We start from the raw sequence: 21,801 nt of genomic DNA on the forward strand, positions 1-21,801 counted from the left end.
CTGGGCACACTCACGCTAATCTCCGTTATTCCTTTTGCAAATGCAATGAAAGGTTAAATCTTAACCAAATCCACTTCCGTCACGAATTGATCCATTGAAATGGTGTGTTTGCCCCGCTTCACCCGATATACACCGTCAAAATCCTCACTAACGAGCCGAAGCTGTGCATCTGCATGCAGCCGATAATTCAAGAGGGACGTCACACGCACACCCTTAACCTTGTCCTCTTCATACGATTGCGGACTGTCAATTAACCCGCTGTCAGCGGATAAGCGAACGATTCCTGTTACCTCTAATCCTGCTCCTGCAAGAGGCTTGAAATACAACTTGCCTTGCCGCGTAAATACTTCCGTATTGCATTCACGAGCTGCCCGGCGTATCGACGCAACTGGATCGCCTTTCGCAACGAATCCCTTCATATAAGCATGATTAGAACCGAGCTGCACGGCTCCATGCGGAATTTGCGCCCGACTTAACAGATCATGAATAATTTCGCTAGCCTTCGTGCCCGGCCGATACGTATGTGCCATTTCATATAAGGAAACTGTCAAATCGTCCTTCACTTGAATCGTCGTCACCCGATCCATCTGCTCCCGCTTCGTTCGCACCTCTACAATGTTGCCCTGAAGCACAGTGCCGAGATCCTTGCCGTAACCCGCATTGACAATGACTCGCATCCCCGTGCGAATGTTCGCCAGCGTATGCTTGGACAAATTGTACAGCTCTACGGTGGATTCATTCGGTTCATTGTTATCATCAAAATCTACGTGAACATTCATTGTCAGATCACCGTAGCTGAATCGATAACCACCAATCAAAATCTCGCACCCGCGATTAAATAAGTATTCCATCGTCATCCCCCAAATGCAGGTGAACAGACTGTCCAAGTGTATCCCACGTAATCTGTTCTTCCGGATTATCCCCATACGGGACGATGAGCTCAAGCGGGAACTCCCGCGTCTCCATGCTGACGAACAGCGGCATTCCCCATACCAACTTTACGCCTAGCGCCAATGGAGTATCCCCTTCCGATAAATCCACGGTAAAATAATCATGGGTAAAGTTGTAGCGTATTTCGAACGTATAGGTTCGATCGCCCAAATCCATATCAAATGAGTAAGGAACAAGATCTTTGTCGATCCCGATGATCGCCATCCTTCTCCTCCTTTCTGAAGCTTCCTTGCCTTACCGATCCTGCATGTATTGTTTTCCACCCCCGCCCCCACCTGAGGGCATGGTTTTTTTCTTTTTCTTTTTGGAAAGGCCAAGCAGAAGTTTCGCTCCCTCTACAAATGGCTTGGCGGTACGCTCAATGACATTATTAGCTATCCGAATCATGCTTTCAGGAATCCCGAAGTACCTAGCGATATCCATTAGCGACTGGCCAGGGCGCGCTGTATGCGTCTCCGGCACCGGACGATAGGAAGTATTTCGCTTACCTGAGCGACTCTTCGGCTTCACAGCTGCCTTCTTCTTCGGTGGCAGTTTGCTGTACGCTGGCTGGACAATGTTGACCTGCTTCAATGACATGGTGAAAGTCATGCCATTAGCAATCGAGTTGTTATGAGCGGTTCGCAAGCTAGTGATGACACAATTCAGCATCATATTGCGCCCTGTGTATTGGAGCAGCTTCCCCTCGTTCATTGCCTTTACCAAACGCTGCTTATAATTGGAGGCCTGGGGGCCTATTAGCAATCCTTGCAGAACTAAGCTTGTTGTTTCCTTCCGGATGTGATCCGTAATGGTACCGCCCTTTTCCACATTGTGACTGCTCACCTGCACTGAATACTCAGGTTCCTCTGAAATGACGAACAGTTCCACGCCGCCTAATTTGCTTTTTCGCGTATTAATGGGACATCATTCCTCCTTCCGCCACCTGAGGCCTTGGGATAGGCTTAGGCTTCGGCAGTTTGTCCGCAATGCCCCGCTCTAATGCTCGGAATGAGGCGTCGTACTGCTCGCGGGCGATCCGCTTGATCTCTTCAATCATGCGGTTGTCAATATAGCCGTTCACGTTCAGGTTCATCGTGACATTGCTGTTCGTGCTGACTTCCATGCTGCCACTAGCAGTAGGCCCAGGCATATTGGGTGTCTGATGTTGAGGCATAGATGCAATTGAGGATATCGCTCCAGTCGGTGAACCCTCAACTATCGGTTGCATGCCCTCACCATTAGGGGAATACGATTGTATATTTGATTGTCCCGTCGAGGCTGCAAGCGCATGGTTTTTAGCCATATAGGATCTCACCATCATCTTTGCAGCTGATTTTGACTTGTCATCCTCTTCTGATTCCTTGTCTGGGTTCTCCTCGTCATTCGGGAGTAGGAACTTCTCCGCTGCCCATAAGCCTGCATCTACGGCTAATCCGCCTAGAAATCCAACGGGATTAAAGCGCAGAAACCTTGTTGCCTTGCTGACTGTACGAGCTCCCTTCAACAACTTGCCCAACCAGCCGACCTTCTTCGTTGCAGAGGCAGCCTTACTCACATCTGACGCGGTCGAAGCCGCTTTAGCAGCATCCGCCATTGGCCCAACTGTTGATTGAACAGATTGAACCGTTTCAGCTGTTGCCTGAACGACGTTCGAGGAATCATCCGCAGTGGACTCAGACTTTTCCCCACCTCCATCTTCATCCTTCTTGCCGCCAAAAAGACCCATAGCAAGACCAGCTCCCCCAGCTAAGAAACCTCCCCATTTGCCGAGTTTTTTCGCCCTCCCTAATATACCTGCCCCTCGCCTATTTTTTGGCGTTGGGCTTGGTTTAGTATTATCAACCTTTGTATCCTTTGGCGAAGGAGCTTGACCTTCCCCATTCGATCCGGCAGCTGCATTCGCTAAATCCCGCCGGGCATTTGAGGTAGGTTTCGGTGAGGATTTCTGGTCTGCATCCGTACCCGTATTCGTTGGAGGACTCTTGCTATCATTGGGCTTGGCATTATTAGGGGGAGAATTTTTATCCTTATTCGAGCCACTTGCCGCAGACTTCAAAGAATCAGCTGTATTCTCTTTTTCTTTGCCCTTATTGGATGGATTGCCCTTGTCTTTGGCTTCCCCTTCATTTTTAGTACCGTTAGCAGCTTTTCCAAGATCTTTCTGCGGATCATCTTTTCCTCCGCTAGAACTTTCAGACTCCCCATCAGATTTGGAGCCGCCCCGTTTCTTCTTAATTTTCTCGTACATTTCTTTGCCAAACTTTATATTGTCTGAAAAATCTCTAAGATTTGTAAACTCACTATTTACATCCTTAAATAATTTGTAAGCATCGCCTATATAATCAAGCCAAGTCTTGGGTTTTTCCTCCTTCTTGTCAGAACTGCAATTACACAGAGCAAAAGCAAGAGCAACAGCTGGCTTCTGCGAGAGCGAAGCGGGTAACTGCTGGGCAATAGACGAAGCAAGCTCATTCGTATTCTCAATCACAACCCTGTTTGAAGATGATGAGTTTCCATTTGTTGCTATCGTTATCAATGGTGAAACACCGAGTGAAGCTACCTGCCTCTGTAAGGAAACGAACATCGTGTTCAATTTGGAAAACGTAATGCTATCAGACGTAGCAGTAGGAAAGGTAAGTCCTCCTATCTTCGGCGTCTTCTGTCTTGCATTCCGCTTCATCTCCGCGGTCTGTTCCTTAATGCTGTCCGTCAATATGCGGGAGACGACGCCCATCTCATCGAGCTTCCCGTTCATGGTGCGCAGTTCGCGGTGAATATTTTTGGAGATCCGATCATCCATTGGGTTAACCCCCTCCTTTCCCGTACATCCATTCCACAGCGGCGGCGGCTTCGCATAATTCCTCAATGCTCATGCCGCTCGCTTCTGCATACGTAATGCCGCCCCGGCTGTTCAGGACGACACGCCAGAACAATTGCCGGAGCGGATTGCGGGAGATGGATTGCTTATACGTCGGATGATTCGGATTCCAAGGGTGTATCGACCATGCCCAAGAAGCGCGCACACTCCAGCCAGAGCGGCGTCATCAGATCGGTCTTCTCTTCAAGACCCTCCCAGCTTAGGCGTGGAGACACGATGACATGTTGGAGGAAAAAGTCCATCGACGCTTCCAGCTTCCATCCCCCGTCTGCCTTCAATGCTGCGTCATACAATCGCATGAGCGCCCGCGCGCCCGGATGCTGCAGCACATATTCCTCAGTTTCAATCGTTACTGTCTTTTGCTTACTCACAAGTAGCCACCCTTTCCGAATCCGTTTTATTGAAATTTAGCTCCTAAATTTTTAACTTCACTATTCTGTTTGATGCATATAATCGAGAACTTGGATTTCAAATTCACGATCCTCAAGCTCTGAGCCGTACGAAGCAGCCGGCAGCTTCTTGATGATAGCCTGATTACCGCTAATTGTTTCTCCTGGCTTGTTATTGGACTTTACCATAATTTTGAATAATTTCTTCTCGTTCCCTAATCGATATAAGAGCGGCAATTGCGGCGACGTTGACATCACCGTCAGCTTAATCGTGCCGAGCGGATTGTTCTTATAGGCAATCGCTACCTCGCCGCGCGCGCCAACATGCGTTACCGTCTGCTCCTCATCCTTTTCACAAGTGACGAAAGTATTCTCGCCAAATCCCGTAATGTGTTCTTCGTTAATAATTACAGATACTTGCTTTGCATCATAAATACCGATACTCATAGATAAGCACCATCCTTTAATAGAAAATGTTGTGTATGATGTTCGTAATCAATTGTGATTCATTAGAAGCGGATAACACCGTTCACCTTCACCTGATGTACCGCGCCCGCGATCTCGAACCAGAACGAGCCGCCGCGATATTCGCGGTTCGCGCGATCGCTAGGATTTACCTCACTGCGAGACAGGAAGGACGTACCGAACAACGGCTCGCCGCTGTCGGCTGTCGCGATGATGCCCATACGGGAAGATTCCAACAGCACGTTAATCACTGCACTCTCGATTTGGACAATCCCTGCATCGGTGTACGGAATTTTGCTCGATTGATTGAGCAAATTCTGAATTTGCATTTCCATGCGGGCACGCACATAATCACGCGCCATAATGACATCGATATATTCACCGGACAGCGTCTTGCCTTCCGAAGTTCGAGCCTCGCCCTGCTTGTTCACGTACGTAATTGCGCCGCTGTCGTGAATTTCCATCAATTCGCCAGCTGTTACCTTCATCGCGTCGATGCCTGTGCACTTCTTGAACTTCCACGTCACAGAGCCCACTTCCGCAGAACCAACCGAACCTACGAGCGCGGCTTCTGGATATACCGCGGCATCCGTGTGATAGAACACGACCGTACGCGTATAAGCCTTGGACTTCAGCGCTTGAAGCTTCGTCTTATCAGCAGTACGTGTAAAGAACAGACGGTAATCTTCCTTCTCAATCTCTGCCGCCAACGCCTCAACTACAGCATCGCTATTATCAGAGGAGAGCAGGTAGTACCAGCCGTTATCGACTACAGAACGAAGGCGAGCTGCCGGTTCCTCCTTCTCATCGCAAGCTGTAATCGCAATGCGAGCTGGCGAGCGGTCGCCTTGTCCAAAGAGCGCCTCCGCCATTTTGTATTCCGCTGTCGTATCCGCGAAATCATCCTTGACCGCCTTGAGATCCCCGTATTCTTTATAGGCAGAGCCTCCGGCTTTTTTCCCGATAATAAGCGGCATTCCGAAGGACAACCGACCTGTAGGCTTTTGTAAATCAATCGTTACTTGCACGTCTTGAATTGACATGAACAATCACTCCTTCTTTTCGTTTCGTTGTAATTCCACTTTTTCGATGAATGTAAAGTTTCGCTCGAAGCGATCCTTCATCCGAAGCCTAATGCGGAGACCTAGTCCGGCAGTCGGCTCCGTCTTCCACTGCGCTGGCCCCATATGCACCTGCACGGCTGGGATTGTCGTCAAGCACTCCAATCCTTCCGTCCACTGCCAGCCGAGCAAATCCCGGCAGCGTTCCACCATATCCATGCGATCCTTGGAGCGAATGAGAAGAAGCCATTCCATCTCAACAACCTTCTCAATCATCCCCTGTGACTCCGCATGATGCGGCGAGCAATCGATGTAGGGCTCAGCCACGTCGTACGCGATAAGCGGCTCGGTCTGATCCGCCTTCAGGCCGTCCAAGGGAACAACCGGCATGTTCAATGCCTTCCCCATGGGCACGAGCCATCGTTCTACAATGTCGCGATATACAATCAATCCACATCACCTCCCTTCATCTACTGGGAAAATTGCTAATCTTGCATCCTGCTCATTTGCTAATCGGCCATCCTAATAGAGCGTCATGCTGCTTGCTTTAAAATAGCGAAGGCAGCTTCCTTTCTGCTCACGATGTCCACGTTAATAGTATAAAATGGCGAACACCTGTTTGGTTTAAACTCGTTTTATAGTTTCTTTTTGATTTGTTTTTAATTATTTATAGGAACAAATGTTCTTGTTTTTGTGGTATAATGGGAATACCTGCCCACGGTGTTCCATTTCGATGCTGGACCCAATAGATAAATAGGAAGTACACAACCTCGAGTATGAATGGAAACAAAGGAGGCCTTGCCTAATGGTAATGGGATTCATGGACATGCCAGAGCATGAAGCGATGGATGCGAAGCAAGCAAAAGCACGAATTGATGAGGTATTTGCCAAATACAGAATGTGCAAGGTTATGAAGTTCGCAGTTCGCGAGGCGCGGATTACAACGAATTATGAAGCGAGAGAAAATGGCGCGACGAACCGGGTCGGCGATCCGACTGCCGCAGTAGCGGTCTATAATACAGATAAAGCGAGCGAATGTCTGGCGTTTTGCGAGCTGATTGAGTCCATCGTGCACGAATTGGAGCCGGACGAGCAGCTGCTCATCCGCGAGCGATATATGAAGGAAGCTCGTATGACGGATACGAAGGTGTATAATTTCCGATTCGATCCCCCGATCAGCGCCGTAACCTACGGACATATCCGCAAGCGCGCATTCGCCAAGCTGCTGAATGCCTTCCAGTACGCCTTTCGTTCGACCAAGACATCATAATGCATAGAGATATACTGAACGTAAACAAGCCGACCAGGATGCCATCATCTTAGGTCGGCTTGTTCGCATCTTGCTAGAGTGAATGGATACGACATCTGACAGGCAGGAATACTTTTCTGTTGCACATTCGCATTTAGGTTACTATAATGGTAGTAACTTTTTATTCAATCAGAAAGGAATGTCTCTCTTGAACTTTCGTGTATATATTTTGGCAGTAGCCGCATTCGTTGTCGGCACGGTAGAGCTTATTATCGGGGGAATTCTCGATCAGATAGCCGCGGACTTGAACATTTCCGTCAGTGCAGCCGGGCAGCTGATTACGATCTTCTCGATTGCCTTCGCGATATCGGCACCAATATTAATGAATCTCACAGCCAAATTTGAGCGCAAAAAACTGTATATTGTCTTTTTGTTCATCTTCCTAATCTCGAATCTTATCGTGGCTTTCAGCTCGAATTATGCAACATTGCTCGCAGCCAGAGCCTTGTCTGCATCCAGCGGTTCGCTGCTTATTGTTTTGTCCATCACGATTGCCTCGAAGCTCGTCCAGCCGGAATATAAAGGGCGCGCCATTGGCGTCATCTACATGGGCATCAGCGGATCACTCGTCTTAGGCGTTCCTATTGGGATGGTTATCGGAAATGCATACGGATGGCGAGCGCCGTTCCTGCTAGTTGTGGGACTGACTGCAATTGCAATCCTAGGGATTTATGCCTTCTTATTGAAGGTTCCCCCTTCCGAGGTTACGACCCTGCGTGCACAGTTCGCTTCATTGAAGAATGCGAAGCTCGTCAGCGGTCATCTTATTTCGTACTTGATGCTGACAGGGCATTTGACCCTCTATGCATATCTGACTCCTTATTTACAGGAGACGTTCCAGCTCAGTCCAGGCATGACCAGCATTGTGTACTTCTTGTTCGGTTTGGCAGCCGTATCTGGCGGAGGGCTTGGCGGCTTGATGGCGGATAAATGGGGAACAAAACGCTCCATTTTGTTGATTGTATCAAGCTTCGCGGTGATCATGTTTGTCCTGCCGCTGACGGCACAAGTATCGTTCTACGTCTTCTTGATTGCGATGGTGATTTGGAGTGCGCTTAGCTGGGCATTGTCCCCGGCGCAGCAAAGCTATCTCATGCAGACTGCTCCCGATACAGCTGACATCCAGCTCAGCCTGAACTCATCGGTGCTTCATCTTGGTATTGCGAGTGGTTCTGTCGTTGGCGGACTTGTCATTGAACAGAGCTCTGTAGCCAATAATGCATGGGTCGGCTGCCTGTTCGTCCTGCTGGCGCTGGGAAGTGCCATGTTCTCCCTGACTCGTTCTTCCCGAGTTAAGGCCAATACAGCCGCTGCAGCTGAATAAATGAAGCAAGCCGAAGGCAGTTGATATGATACAAATTCCACGCTCTGGAATTGTAAATCCATGGGGTTCAAATTTGGTGAATCACTTGGTTAATTGCATGCGAATTTATATTCATTGCAGGCGGATATTAACCCCAAAAAACGACACTCTACTCCGAAAATTGGTATAGAGTGTCGTTTTTTATTTTTCATTTTAGGAAATTTGATTTCAGTTACATTTCATTAACATGAAAACGTTGACACGATACAAATTGTATCATATATTCTAAGTGAACCGCCATCATTTTCAGAATATGTAAGGAGGTGTAAATAACCCGAGAAATGCTATCTATCATTTTGAGAAAAGGAGTGCACAGCCGATTGAAAAATTTACGTTTATTTGTAAGTCGTTTGCTAGTAGTCGTATTGACGCTATTTTCCCTACTCTTTCCGATTTCCGCATACGCATTTGATTCACAAGCACAATTGACAGGCCAGACACTGAGTCCTGAAGTGCGTGCAAAAATGCAGCAGATTGTTGATCAGAATAAATTTACAGAAGGTCAAGAGCCTGTACTCCATCCCGATTTGCAAAACCTTACTGACGACAAGGAAATTTCAGTTATCGTCCAATTATCCGAAGCCCCAGTAGCTCTAGCGAAGGGTATGAGTATGCTTGAGGGCAAATCATTTACTGCAGCCTCAGAACAGAACACGAAACAAAAGATCAATAAACAGCAACAAAGCTTTGTCAGCCAATTAAGTAGCAAGAGTATCAACGCTAACGTGGGCTTTACATACAATTATGCATTTAATGGGGTCTCCCTTAAAGTAAAAGCAAGTCAAGTGGAACAGTTACTTAAGATGAAAGGTGTACAAATGGTAGAGCCTGACGTGGAAGTTCACGCTCTGGGGGTAGAGTCCTCAAAACTGCCGGATAGTGAAATCCATCCGAACATGAACACGAGTAATCCATTCCTTGAAGTTCCATCTGTATGGGCCTTAGGCTATACAGGCCAAGGAGTTAAAGTAGGCGTTATAGACACCGGAATTGATTATACTCATCCAGATTTAAAAGACGTTTATAAAGGCGGACATAACTTTATTACGCAAGTAGTAGACGGTTCCGATACGGGATACGCTCGCACTAGAGGAGACGATCCGTATGAAACTACGCCGTTGGATCACCCTGATAATAGACCGTGGATTCACCCTACTACTGGGAATCCATTTAATACCTCACATGGCACCCATGTTGCCGGGACGATTGCAGCTCAAGGCCAAAATCCTTTTGGCATAAAGGGACTTGCCCCTTCCGTTGAATTGTATGCTTATCGCGTGCTGGGCGCGTATGGAAGCGGCTCGAATTCAGGGGTTATCGCAGGTATTGATAAAGCCGTCGAAGAGAAAATGGACATTATCAATCTATCTTTGGGCGGATCTACCAATAGCCAAGTTGCTTCTGACGCGATCGCCATCAACAATGCAGTTCTAGCAGGTACGACAGCAGTCCTTTCTACAGGGAACTCAGGTCCAAATAGAGGGACGATCGGCAGTCCGGGCACGGCAGCCTTCGCGATATCGGTGGGCAACTCTACTGTTCCGGAAAAAACGATGGCCGGAAAGGCTACTGTAACTCTAGACAAAGCGGGAACGGTCACACCATATATCATGAATTTGATGGCATGGAAATTCGGCACAGACCCGAAAACCATTTTGACCGGAACGTATAATGTCGTCGCAATCCCTGGCCTTGGTAAAGTGACGGATTACGCGGGTCTGAATGTTGCAGGTAAAGTCGCTCTCGTTGCCCGCGGTGATATTGCCTTCGTGGATAAAATAGCGGCAGCAAAAAGTGCAGGTGCCGTAGCGGTTATTGTTCACAACTCTGCGGGCGGAACGAATACTCCAGGACCGTCAGGCGCCTTTGTGGGAGATTCCTTCGCGTCCATCCCAACGTTTGATATGTCCTACACGGACGGCAGCGCACTGCGAACAGCTCTTGCGGGCGACTCAGGTACCGTCACCTTCGGAGAATTCTCCACCGGTACGACTTTAAGTGACGATATCAATAATTCAAGTTCGCGCGGACCTGCCAATCCGGTCTTTGATATTAAACCGGACGTGGTGGCTCCAGGAACTAACATCATGTCATCGGTTCCTGCCTATGGCAAAGATCATCTCGATAATCAAGGACAGCCTCTGCCTGACTACCCTGACTATTCCGAATCCTACGACCGTTATACAGGAACGAGTATGGCGGCTCCGCACGTAGCGGGGGTTGCGGCTTTGCTTAAATCGCAGCATCCGGATTGGACTCCGTTCGATATTAAAGTCGCGATTTCGAATACAGCCAAGCAACTGGATGTAACGAAATACGACGTCTTCTCTCAAGGTCCGGGACGTATTCAGCCGCTTAAAGCAGCGACGACTGAAGCGCTTGCGTATGAATTGGATAAAACCACTTTCTCCAATAAGACTTATGACTACTCCAAGGGCACAATCACCTTCGGCAATGTATCTCCGAATACGAACAATCCAACAACGGTATCACGGTCTATTCTTGTTAAAAATGTAACGGGAAGCCCAAGCGACTATACGGTATCCGTCCAAACGACGAAAGCGGCGACAGGTACGCTTGCGAGCTCAAACGTGACAGTCGACAAGTCCAGCTTTACGTTAAACGATGAACAAAATTTGACCGTGACGCTAAATGTTCCGAAAGGGACTGGAGCAAACGGTAACGAAATGCTGGGTTACTTAAAGATTACAAACGGTAAGACAAATCTAATTCTTCCCTTCGCGGCGAATTTCGCCCCACCGACGGGATTGAAGACCTTTACGATCGACAGCAACCATATCTCTCCGAACGGGGATGGTAAGCTGGACAGCACAACTGTGAGATATGAATTCCACGATAGGCAAGGAACTTCATACATTCAACTTTATGATCTGAACAATATGAGCGGCGGATATTACGGAGACGGTACTATCGGATGGATTATGAACGGCAGCGTGACAACGGGAGCAAAGGCGTTAACCTTTAACGGTAAGTATCATCAATGGGGTCAGCCGGGAACGACGCTGAACACAGCTGTTCCGGAAGGCGCCTATGCCATGGAGATTGTAGGGCAATCCTCTTCAACAGGAGCAGTGACAGGGGATTGGATTCCCGTGTATGTCAAGACGAGCACGCCAAAATTCGTTTCTCCCGACAGTTTACATGTTACGGGTTCGAATGTGCAGTTCTCCGGCTCGATCGACGATTCATACGTGAAATTCGGACCAGTCGTTGAAGAAGAATTGGGCTTGGCCTACAACGTTAACGACAACTTGCATGTGAAATACGAACTATTGGACAGCGACGACAACTTGATTTCCTCGCAACCTGTAAAGCTCGATCAAAATGGCAAGTTCGATATCACGTTAAGCGGTTTAACGACCGGAGCGAATAAGCTGAAATTGCTCGTAGACGACGCGGCAGGTAATCATGCGGAGAAAGTCGTTACGATTACTAGCGCAGATCCTGTGTTAAGCGGAATTAAAGTACAGCCAGAGGCTTTAACCTTAGCTGTCGGTTCCACTGCGGATCTTACAGTAACGGCTCAATATGTTGACGCGGACGGCAAGCCATTCCCGGTAAGTGTTAGTGACGTTACGTATGGGGCCACCTATACCGATTACGATCTGAGTGTTATAGACGTTGTCTATGGTAAAGTAACGGCGCTAGGAGAAGGCAGTACGACGATAACGGTAGCTTATGAAGGGAAATCGGCTTCAGTACCCGTCACTGTCACTACGACCCCAGTCGATCCTGTATTAACGTCGATTTCGGTATCGCCGGACAGCGCAGCTCTAAAAGTTGGGAAGGATGCTCAACTTGCGGTCACCGCGATGTATAGCGACGGAAGCAAGAAAGACGTTACAAGCGAGGCAGATTATCGTACAGCAAACCCAAGCATTGCTGCGGTAAGCGATACCGGCAAGGTGACAGCCGTTGGAAAAGGTGAAACGACAGTAACCGTAGCTTACGAAGGTAAAACCTACGCGGTACCTGTTACCGTTACAGAAGAAACGACAACCCCAGTCAAAGTAACGTCGATTTCGGTATCGTCGGACAGCGTAGATCTTAAAGTTGGGAAGGATGCTCAGCTTACGGTCACCGCGGCGTATACCGATGGAAGCAAGAAAGACGTAACAAAGGATGCAAAGTATAGCGTTCCTGGTACGAACATTGTTACAGTAAGCAATACCGGCAAGGTGACAGCCGTTGGAGCAGGGAAAACGACGATCACTGTATCTTACGAAGGCAAATCTCATGAGGTATCAGTCACCGTAACCAAGGATTCTAGCACAACGACACCGACTTCTCCAAGCTCGCCATCGACTTACACACCAAGCCCACCATCGACTCCAGCACCAATAGGCAAGAAAGTAAAAGCAGGCACGCTCACTACGACGAAAAACGTTAAGGGTGCGACTATCGCAACGATAAGCGTATCGAGTGAGGCCTTGATCGCTCAGCTGAAAGATTCGAAAGCGACTGACGCCACGCTGGACCTTACCGATATTGGCTTCAACGACTACAGCAGTGCGAATGTAATCTTTAATAAAGCAACGGCTGACAAACTACTGGCATCCGGCAAAGGATTGATCCTTACCGGCAATGGATTTACCATCCGAATTCCTGCGGATGCATTGGCTGATTTTATTGGTACAAATGGATTTAAAGGAAGCTTATCGGCAAAAGATTCTGACAATGGTGAAGTTAACATCCATTCGGCAAATCAAACAACCGTCGTATCGCAGATCGTCACGATCGGCAACGATACAGGAAAATTGAGTCATCCGATTAAGATCGAGCTTAAGCCGGCTAACAAAGTAATTGATTTGCAAAAAGTTGGCGTTTACCAGCAAGATGAAAACGGTAAATGGGTATATGTGGGTTACAATGCCGTGCATCAGCCGGGGAATATTCAACTTACAACCTCTACGCTCGGCACCTTCGAGCTGATGGAGATTCACATTTCATTCGACGATATTCAGACCCATTGGGCAAAACATGAAATCGAAGTTATTGCGGCTCAACACGTAACCAAAGGGAAAAGCGAATCCAAATTCGTTCCGAACGATACGATAACGCGTGCAGAATTCGTGGCGCACTTGGATCGTATTCTTGGCCAAGAGAAAGAATGGAGTCATTACGTTGCGATGGCAGGGGCAAATGATATTCTAGGTCGCGAAGAAATGGTCGTACGAATGGTCAATGCGATGAATGTCGATCTGAAGGGTGAGAAAGCGCAATTAAACTTCAAAGATAAGGATCGGATTTCGGCGAGCGCCCAAGCCGCTGTAGCTTATGCTGTGGATAAAGGGTTGATCAATGGCATGTCTAACAACACGTTCGCTCCTGATCAAAGCTCTACTCGCGCACAAGTGGCTTCTATTCTCTATCGTTTGATGAAACTCTCGGGCAAAATTTAATTTCAATAAGTAATCAGTTCCATAGGATGAAAAAAAGCAGACCTCTTCGGAGGCCTGCTTTTTACTTCCTTTCACTTGAGGCTCTTCATGCAACAGTTTAACCCTCTTTAATAACGAAGCCGCATCAGCAGTGACTTCATTTCCTCGTCCGCCATGAGCTCTGCATTATATTTTTGTGAAATTCTCGCCAAGGCAACATCATGGTAAAAGAACTCAATAAAGAATTTTACGAATGGCTGCGCCCCGGTGCGCATTGCCTGCCATTCCCCTTGCTCCATCCCCGCGAACATAATTTGGGATGAGTCGGCTGCAACCAGCATGAATCTCTCCAGCGTATGATGCTCTTCCGTCGGCGATAACGTATTCAGCTTCGACACTCGGGCTTTCGGCACATCTGTCCCCGTTACAAATGCCTCCACTCGTACGCCTTCCCGCTCCTTCTTCTCCAGCAGCGGCACATATTTCCGAAATTCATCGCTCCACATCGAGACGATAATCGTGTCCTGCGCCTCTTCAATCAGATGCTGGCAATACGCCATGATCGAAGCTTCCGATTTCAAGCTCCACACATGATTGTCCGCTGCGATTTTGCGCTCATTCATTTGCTTCAACTGTTCAATGCTCTGTTCGAATTCCTTGGACAGCTTCTCGATAACAACCTGAAGCGGCAGCGCCAAATAGGTCTTTTTCTTTTCGGATATGGAATCCGATATTAATCCCTTATCAATAAGACGCGACAGCACCTCATATATTTTCGCCTTCGGCACGCCTGAGTGCTTGACCACACTCGTTGCATCCATAGGGCCGTCTCCTGCCACCAACGTCTCGTATACTTTGCTCTCATATTGTGAAAAACCGAATTTCTGAAGCATAGCTCCTCCTTCTCTATCCTGCAGCCGTATCGGAACTTGTCCGCATCATGATGATGTTAGGATTATCTTACTCCAGCCGATTCAAAATGAAAAGTCGAGCATGAAGCGAAGCCGAAGCACACTTGCATTATTTTGTAATATTTTTCAAGAAACTATCGCAACCGTTGCTGCATCTAATAAGTGTACAAGTCTGCCTTTTCTCATATGGAGTCTGAATTGGATGATTAAAAGAGCTTGTAACTATATGAATATATGATCAATTTTAATAAAATCGAGGTGTACTTGTATCAAAGGAATGACGAACCTGGTAAACGGAATATGATACGCAGATGCAGAAAGGAAATAGTGCTTTGAATCTATCTAAGGAAACTCACGCAAACAAACACAAATCAGACAATGAACGCAAATTTTCTGTCCGTTTGACTGGATTTTTCTTTATTATATTCGCCTTATTCGCCATACTTATTATACGCTTGGCGTTGCTGCAATTCGTAGATGGCCCTGCCCTCAAGCAAAAAGAAACTTCATTGGGCTACCGGACTACAGCTATCGCACCGATTCGCGGGATCATCTATGATGCTAGCAATCACAAGATCGCTTATTCCACATCGACACAATCACTTTACTTTAACGTGAACAAAAACTACAAGAATAAAGAAAACATGGCGGAAGCCAAGAAGCTCGCTGAAAAGCTCGCCGAGAGATTTAAAAGCAATACCAAGACGGGAGAGGAACAATCGGTCGAGGACATAGTGAAGCGTATGGATTTGAATGCCAATGTTAATCCCGTATATGTCCCCCGCTTGATCAAAACGGATTTATCCTCGAAGGATATTGCTTACTTTTTGGAGCATAAGTCCGAATATAAAGATCTTGAGATTATAGAAGACAGCGTCAGGAACTATGATCAGGATACAGTCGCGGTGCAAACAATCGGCTATCTGAAAAAGTTCAGAGGGGTCAGAGAGTCCTACGATTATTATAAGGAGATATACGAAAATAGAAATTCCCGGCACGAGGAGCTCAGATACCTCGATTATGAGGATGTCGGTGTTGACGGGCTGGAGTTCATGTACCAGGAAGGGCTCCGCGGCAAAAACGGACTCAAGAAATTCCCGGTTAACGTAGCGGGACGAATTATGGGCCCCATGGAATTGACCAAGCCTGAGCGGGGCAACAATCTTCACCTGACCATTCATAAAAGCATTCAGATGAAAACAGAAGCTGCGATTATGCAGACGCTGCAGAAAATACGAAACTCCTCCAATCCCGTAGAGCAAGCGCCTAACGCACGTACGGGCTATGCCGTCGCCATGGAAGTGAAGACGGGCAATGTCGTCGCCATGGCCAGTATGCCGGACTATGACAGCAACGTATGGAAGAACGGCTCCATCAGCGTTGAGGATTACGAAAAAAATAAATCCTTTATGAATAACGGCACGATAAAAGCAGCCTACGGCCCATACGACGAAAAAGAAATGAACAAGCACCCGAACTCTATCGTGTACCTTGGCTCTACAATCAAGCCGTTGTCCGTCCTTATCGGTTTGAAGGAAAAGCTGTTCGGCGTGTACGATGATTATCCTGACATCGGCTATGCCGAAATCGGACTCGAAAAAAGGAAAATCCGGAATGCGAACAACAAGTCGCATGGTCGCATCGATGCCGCAAAAGCGCTGGAATTCTCCTCCAATGCCTTTATGATCGATTTGATCGGCAAACGTTTATATTCCCGAACGGATGTGAACGGACTGAAGACATGGGACAAATATATGGAAATGTTCGGACTTGGTGTAAAGACCGGCAGCGGACTGCCTGGAGAGATAGCCGGCCTAAAGGACTACATGAGCGAAGCCGTGCGCGCCAGCGCGCAATCCGCTCTTGCATACGCCTCGTTCGGCCAGCAGGGCAAGTATACAACGCTTCAGCTCGCCCAGTATGCGGCTACGCTGGCTTCGCATGGCAAGCGAATGAAGCCGCAGTTCGTCAGCAAAATTACGGATCCGGACGGAAAGGTAGTAAAAGAGTTTAAGCCGGAGATGCTGAACGAAGCAAAGTTCGATAAAGCCTATTGGGACTTGATTGAGCTTGGCATGAGCCGAGTGAAGGTACAGGGATTTGAAGGGTTCAATTACGACTATTATCGGAAAACGGGAACATCCGAACAGGAAGTCGCAAAAGGCATCATAGTAGAAAATGGAGTGTTCATTGCGTACGCTCCCGCGCAAAATCCGACCTTGGCAGTCGCGGTGGTCGTTCCGGAAGGCAATTACGGGGCTTATAGCGCAGCGCCAATCGCGCGAGCGATATTCGATGCGTACGACGAGGCTGTTGGGCTTACGGGCACGCCGCGCCACACTTCTACAGATCAGCAATTTAAAAATTAAATGACAAGCGATGGCCTTCGATTAAATGGGGGTCATCGCTTTTTTGATTAGGCTAAGACTCACTAGCTGAATAACCTTGCCTATTTTTCGTGAATTTATATAACCAAAATTAGCTTTATTTGTTATGATAAAGTCCATACTGATGAATGGTATCACATCAGAGAGCAAGTTGCGCCTTATTGAAGCTTGTTCTAAAGCTCGCATGTGACCTTCTGAACAAACTATATCCAAACACATATCAAGTGGAGGCAGAGACTGAAATGAATACGGCGAAAACGTTGGATAAGCCGAAGCAGCGCAAGCTGCTATGGAGTGCCGGAATGAGCTGGATGTTCGACGCGATGGATATCGGCATCATCTCCTTTATCGCGGCGGCACTCGCAGCCGAATGGAGCTTAACCCCGCAGCAGACGGGACTCTTTACAAGCATTAATTCGATTGGCATGGCAGTAGGCGCGCTGCTCGCAGGAGCATTAGCGGACAAATACGGCCGTAAGTCGGTTCTGCTCTGGACGCTGGTCATCTTCTCGATTGCCAGCGGATTATCCGCAGCAGCAACGAGCTTCACGATGCTGTGCATATTGCGCTTCATCGCCGGAGCGGGTCTAGGTGGCGAACTGCCCGTCGCGTCAACCCTTGTCTCTGAATCCGTTCCTGCCAAGGAACGTGGACGTGCCGTTGTCCTGTTGGAAAGCTTCTGGGCAGCGGGCTGGATTGCTTCTGCACTGATTGCTTACTTCGTGATTCCTACATACGGATGGCAAGCGGCATTTCTAATCTGTGCCGTTCCAGCACTATACGCACTTTACTTGAGAAAGGCAATTCAAGATCCGCCGCGCTTTACTCAGCAGGCGAAGCAATCAGAACAGCAGAAGCTGTCGTTCCGCGAGCGCTTTGTCGCAGTATGGTCTGGGCCGCACCGCCGCTCTACGATTATGCTGTGGGTATTGTGGTTTACCGTGGTCTTCTCCTATTATGGCATGTTCCTCTGGCTGCCTTCTGTTATGATGCTGAAGGGCTTCAGCTTGGTCAAAAGCTTCGAATACGTGCTCATCATGACACTCGCACAGCTGCCCGGATACTTCACCGCCGCTTACCTCATCGAGAAGTTCGGGCGCAAGTTCGTCCTCGTCTTGTACTTGCTGCTTACCGCAGGCAGTGCAGCTTGGTTCGGCAGTGCGACAACGGAAGGCATGCTGATTGCAGCCGGAATTTGCTTATCGTTCTTCAACCTTGGAGCATGGGGAGGCATGTACGCGTATACGCCCGAACTGTACCCGACCAGAGTTCGCTCAACTGGCGTTGGTCTTGCCGCATCCTTCGGCAGAGTTGGCGGCATTATCGCTCCGTACCTAGTCGGCATGCTCGTCGCTCGCCAAGTTGCGATTAGTGCGATCTTCTGGCTGTTCTTCGTCACCATTGTAATCGGTGCGGTTGCCGTCCTCTGGCTTGGTACGGAAACGAAGGGTAAGGAGCTGGAAGAGTAAGATAGCAAACTTATTACACGCAATAAAATAGCGACAGCACCAGTCCTCTCCTGATCGTAGAGAGACGCTGGTGCTGTTTTTTTCATAGCAGCTTCTTAACCCAATACCCGTCATTTATCAACCTCAAATTTATATCCAACCCGCACGACCGTTGTAATATGCTTAGCTTTATCCCCCAGCTTGTATCGGAGGTTGCGAATATGTGTGTTCAGCGCCTTGTCGCCTCCGCCTTGCTCATATCCCCATATCGTTGTAATGAGCGTGTCTCGAGTAATTACTTGCTCCTTATGTTCCATAAGACTCAACAAGATCGTATATTCCGTATGAGTTAAATTGATTGGCTTCCCTTCAATTGACACCTTGTGGGCAGACTTATTCATATGAATGCCGCACAAGATAATATCGTCTTGCTGCTCGTCCTGACTCGCAGACTTCAGCAATCTCCTAGCTCGTGCCATGAGAACCGCAGGCTTGAAGGGTTTCGTTACATAGTCGTCAGCGCCCAAGTCAAAGCCAAGGAGTGTATCCTCCTCATCACTACTTGCCGTAACTAAAATAATAGGAACCTTGGACACATCACGGATACGGCGGCATACATCCCAACTATCCAGTTCCGGAAGCATGACATCCAGTATCACAAGGTCGATATCCTGCTCTGCAAATAGTTCCAACCCTTGCCGTCCATCCTCTGCTGTGTAAGCAATGTATCTATCCTGCTTGAAATCATGAGCCATTGATTCCCGCAGGAGCTCATCACCTTCGATAATTAATACCTTTTTCATCGCGTGATTCCCGTCCTATTACCCATCTTATCCGCTCTAATCCCTGCATCCATCATGCCCAAGGCAATTCCCGCATATACGCCAAGTGCTGCCAATACGTCTATTCTGACCCCTGTTTGCGTTACTCGCTCTCTTTTCATCATACCCTGCACGGCCATTTTATTGCCCGCCCCTTGTAAACGCTCACTGTCGTGATTTCGGAATGACAGCTGCAAATTGTACGCCCTGCTCGATGTTGTGCATGGAGTACGAGATGCCCAGAGCATCAAAAATTTGCTTAACAATATATAATCCCAGTCCACTGCCCCCTGTGTTGCGATTTCTCGACTTTTCAACTCGATAGAAAGGTTCGAAAATCTGCTGCATGTCCTCTTCCTTAATGTTCACGCCCGTATTGATGACTTGAAATTGAGTGCTGCCTTCCTGCACATCCTGGGTTAGCTGAATGCATACTTTTTCTCCCTGCGGAGAATACATAATCGCATTATGGATGATATTTTTGCACGCTTTTTCCAGCATTAAACGATCCGTCTGGATCGTTACATTGGAAGCAATATGCTTCATAAGCTGAATCTCCCGCTGAGCCGCAAAATATTCAAGATCCGCAGTTATTTTATCCACGAGCTGCGAAAGATTGACTTCTTCCAGCTGCAGCTTGAATGTATCGCGCTCCAACTTCGACATGCTTAAAATCTCACGAACCAACTGCTCCATTCCCTCGACAATCTGATGATTTTTCTGCAAATATTGATCGCGATCACGATATGGACCGATATGATAAATCATTCCTTCCAGATACCCTTTCATCACAGTAAGAGGGGTTTTTAGTTCATGCGCTGCAATCGCGAAAAATTCCCTCCGTTTTGTTTCCGCTTCTCTTTCTTTTTCGATATCGCTTTTTAACTGCCGGTTCGCATTGTGCAATTCTTGCATCGTTTGCTGCAGATTCACGGACAGTTCATTTAGGCTGGTGGATAACTCCCCTAATTCATCCGTAGAACGAACCTCGATTGGTTCGGAGAAATCCAAGTTCGCCATCTTCTGCGCACCTTGATTAATGTACAGAAGCGGCTTCGTAATAAACCTCGAATACAAGTAAGCACTGCCTATGCCAATCACAATAACGATAACGCTTAAATAAGGGAGAAAAAGCGCCAACACCTGTGAGGCCTCATCTATTGGTTGAAAGGTAGCGGACACGACGAGCGTTAGATTCGCATCCAAAAACCGAATGGGCACGGCGACATCAAAGGAGTTTGAATTCACGATTGGTTTTGCTCTTTCGACTCTCACTTCCGTCGATAGTGAATATGAATAACCTTTGCGAACCGCAGAAAAAAAAGGAGAGTAAATGATGGCTCCTTCTTTATTTTGAAGATAGACGATTGCGTTATTTTTTTTGGAGAAGTCATCAAGAAGAAGCACGCCATATTGCAAATCAAGATCCTTCGATTTCGTTATGATTTCTTCGATTCCTGTCTGAAGCTGATTCGTCTTGTATTGCTCATAAAAGGTAGGGAGAAAGAAGTACAGCGATACATAAATTAGGACGGCAAAGGCTAACAGAATAAGGGACGTAGTCACGAAAAGCTTATAGGTAATGCGCTTCATCTTCAGCATGTCCAACCATTTACTCATCAATTTTGTAACCGATCCCCTTTACCGTTTTAATGTAAGGTATATCTAACTTCTTTCTAATATTTTTGATATGCGTATCGATGACCCTCGTCTCTCCATAATAATCGTACCCCCATACTTTCTCGACGATGCTTTCTCGGGTAAGCACTTTTTTCTCATTTTGAACAAGCAGCTGTACGATTTCAAATTCTTTGGTCGTTAATGGGATTTCAACTTCGTTGACGTATACTTTATAGGCATCGCAATCTACTTGAACCTCCTTGAACACCAGTCTATTATTCGTTCCTTGATCCTTGCTTCTTCTTAGTACGGCTTCGACTCTCCGTATCAATACATGAAAGGAAAAAGGCTTCGTAATATAATCGTCGATTCCAAGATCGAAGCCTTTTAATTGATCCTGTTCTTCCTCTAAAGCAGTTAGCAAAATGATGGGAACATTGGACTCACTCCTAATCATCTTGGCAACTTCGAATCCATTCAGGTTAGGCATCATGACATCCAATAGAATTAAATCGAAGGATTGTTTATTGAATTGTTTCATGCCCTCTATTCCATCGGATGCTACTTCAACGCTATAGTGTTGGGTCATCAAAAACTGTTTGATTAGCTCCCGAATCTCTTGATCATCTTCTACCACAAGAATCTGATAGTTCATTATGATATCACCTCTTGAATTAGTATAGCCGTGCTATCTGGAGTTTATATGGAGAGACCGAAAAATCCCCACCAAAACTCTACATGATCTTCATAGCAACTCCAGATAAGGGTCCTACAATGAGGTCGTAAACAAAAATACATTCACGAAGGAGATTGA

19 protein-coding genes are annotated in these 21,801 nt (G+C 47.3%); 5 read left to right on the top strand and 14 right to left on the bottom strand.

The window, feature by feature from the left end:
- Positions 1–53 precede the first annotated feature (53 nt).
- The 9 genes from PBN151_RS02090 to PBN151_RS02125 form a co-directional block, all read right to left on the bottom strand.
- A complete protein-coding gene (locus PBN151_RS02090) occupies positions 54–851 on the bottom strand; it encodes a phage protein (RefSeq protein WP_072727439.1) in 798 nt (265 codons plus the stop codon).
- Positions 835–1,155, bottom strand: a complete 321-nt coding sequence (locus PBN151_RS02095) for a phage baseplate plug family protein (RefSeq protein ID WP_072727440.1) — start codon at positions 1,153–1,155, stop codon at positions 835–837. The genes PBN151_RS02090 and PBN151_RS02095 overlap by 17 nt, the downstream gene beginning before the upstream one ends.
- Positions 1,156–1,185: 30 nt before the next feature.
- On the bottom strand, positions 1,186–1,776 hold the full coding sequence (locus PBN151_RS02100) for a LysM peptidoglycan-binding domain-containing protein (RefSeq protein WP_227774300.1): 591 nt from the start codon (positions 1,774–1,776) through the stop codon (positions 1,186–1,188).
- 70 nt (positions 1,777–1,846) lie between these two features.
- Positions 1,847–3,733 carry a hypothetical protein gene (locus PBN151_RS02105; protein ID WP_072727441.1) on the bottom strand — a complete coding sequence of 629 codons (1,887 nt, stop codon included), beginning with the start codon at positions 3,731–3,733 and terminating at the stop codon, positions 1,847–1,849.
- A gap of 4 nt (positions 3,734–3,737) precedes the next feature.
- Positions 3,738–3,956 (bottom strand): hypothetical protein, encoded by a 219-nt coding sequence (locus PBN151_RS30580; protein WP_139070713.1) that lies wholly within the window; start codon positions 3,954–3,956, stop codon positions 3,738–3,740.
- Entirely contained in the window at positions 3,898–4,182 is a 285-nt protein-coding gene (locus PBN151_RS02110) for a hypothetical protein (protein ID WP_005542653.1), read from the bottom strand. Before PBN151_RS02110 ends, PBN151_RS30580 begins: the two co-directional genes overlap by 59 nt.
- A gap of 60 nt (positions 4,183–4,242) precedes the next feature.
- Positions 4,243–4,647: a phage structural protein gene (locus PBN151_RS02115; RefSeq protein WP_021254393.1), complete on the bottom strand. Its 405-nt coding sequence runs from the start codon at positions 4,645–4,647 to the stop codon at positions 4,243–4,245.
- 62 nt (positions 4,648–4,709) lie between these two features.
- Positions 4,710–5,708 carry a DUF3383 family protein gene (locus PBN151_RS02120; protein ID WP_072727442.1) on the bottom strand — a complete coding sequence of 333 codons (999 nt, stop codon included), beginning with the start codon at positions 5,706–5,708 and terminating at the stop codon, positions 4,710–4,712.
- Between the two features lie 6 nt (positions 5,709–5,714).
- Positions 5,715–6,176, bottom strand: a complete 462-nt coding sequence (locus tag PBN151_RS02125; protein ID WP_021254395.1) for a hypothetical protein — start codon at positions 6,174–6,176, stop codon at positions 5,715–5,717.
- A gap of 355 nt (positions 6,177–6,531) precedes the next feature.
- Here PBN151_RS02125 and PBN151_RS02130 point away from each other — a divergent pair, with 355 nt between their 5' ends.
- The 3 genes from PBN151_RS02130 to PBN151_RS32410 all read left to right on the top strand — a co-directional run bounded on the left by PBN151_RS02130 (position 6,532) and on the right by PBN151_RS32410 (position 13,821).
- Positions 6,532–6,996 carry an ArpU family phage packaging/lysis transcriptional regulator gene (locus PBN151_RS02130; RefSeq protein ID WP_021259509.1) on the top strand — a complete coding sequence of 155 codons (465 nt, stop codon included), beginning with the start codon at positions 6,532–6,534 and terminating at the stop codon, positions 6,994–6,996.
- A gap of 178 nt (positions 6,997–7,174) precedes the next feature.
- On the top strand, positions 7,175–8,359 hold the full coding sequence (locus PBN151_RS02135; protein ID WP_072727754.1) for an MFS transporter: 1,185 nt from the start codon (positions 7,175–7,177) through the stop codon (positions 8,357–8,359).
- A 359-nt stretch (positions 8,360–8,718) separates the two neighbouring features.
- Positions 8,719–13,821 (top strand): S8 family serine peptidase, encoded by a 5,103-nt coding sequence (locus PBN151_RS32410; protein WP_175560583.1) that lies wholly within the window; start codon positions 8,719–8,721, stop codon positions 13,819–13,821.
- Positions 13,822–13,928: 107 nt separating this feature from the next.
- Here the strand turns inward: PBN151_RS32410 and PBN151_RS02145 are convergent, their stop codons facing one another.
- Complete coding sequence (locus PBN151_RS02145; protein ID WP_021259512.1) at positions 13,929–14,693, bottom strand: TrmB family transcriptional regulator; 765 nt, start codon at positions 14,691–14,693, stop codon at positions 13,929–13,931.
- 350 nt (positions 14,694–15,043) lie between these two features.
- Between PBN151_RS02145 and PBN151_RS02150 the strand changes: the two genes are divergently transcribed.
- Positions 15,044–17,080, top strand: a complete 2,037-nt coding sequence (locus tag PBN151_RS02150) for a peptidoglycan D,D-transpeptidase FtsI family protein (protein WP_227774302.1) — start codon at positions 15,044–15,046, stop codon at positions 17,078–17,080.
- Between the two features lie 260 nt (positions 17,081–17,340).
- The gene (locus PBN151_RS02160; RefSeq protein WP_072727446.1) at positions 17,341–18,567 is read left to right on the top strand and encodes an MFS transporter; all 1,227 of its coding nucleotides are present in this window, start codon (positions 17,341–17,343) and stop codon (positions 18,565–18,567) included.
- Positions 18,568–18,677: 110 nt separating this feature from the next.
- Here PBN151_RS02160 and PBN151_RS02165 read toward each other — a convergent pair whose 3' ends face one another.
- The 4 genes from PBN151_RS02165 to PBN151_RS02175 are packed head-to-tail and all read right to left on the bottom strand — an operon-like array spanning position 18,678 to position 21,645.
- Positions 18,678–19,349 (bottom strand): response regulator transcription factor, encoded by a 672-nt coding sequence (locus PBN151_RS02165; RefSeq protein ID WP_072727447.1) that lies wholly within the window; start codon positions 19,347–19,349, stop codon positions 18,678–18,680.
- Entirely contained in the window at positions 19,346–19,564 is a 219-nt protein-coding gene (locus PBN151_RS30585) for a hypothetical protein (RefSeq protein WP_139295253.1), read from the bottom strand. Before PBN151_RS30585 ends, PBN151_RS02165 begins: the two co-directional genes overlap by 4 nt.
- Positions 19,533–20,987, bottom strand: a complete 1,455-nt coding sequence (locus tag PBN151_RS02170) for a sensor histidine kinase (protein WP_072727448.1) — start codon at positions 20,985–20,987, stop codon at positions 19,533–19,535. The genes PBN151_RS30585 and PBN151_RS02170 overlap by 32 nt, the downstream gene beginning before the upstream one ends.
- The gene (locus PBN151_RS02175; protein ID WP_175560600.1) at positions 20,980–21,645 is read right to left on the bottom strand and encodes a response regulator transcription factor; all 666 of its coding nucleotides are present in this window, start codon (positions 21,643–21,645) and stop codon (positions 20,980–20,982) included. The genes PBN151_RS02170 and PBN151_RS02175 overlap by 8 nt, the downstream gene beginning before the upstream one ends.
- Between the last annotated feature and the right edge of the window lie 156 nt (positions 21,646–21,801).

Origin of the sequence: Paenibacillus sp. NAIST15-1, assembly GCF_001894745.1 — a bacterium.
In the GTDB taxonomy this organism is placed as follows: Bacteria; Bacillota; Bacilli; order Paenibacillales; family Paenibacillaceae; genus Paenibacillus_B; species Paenibacillus_B suaedae.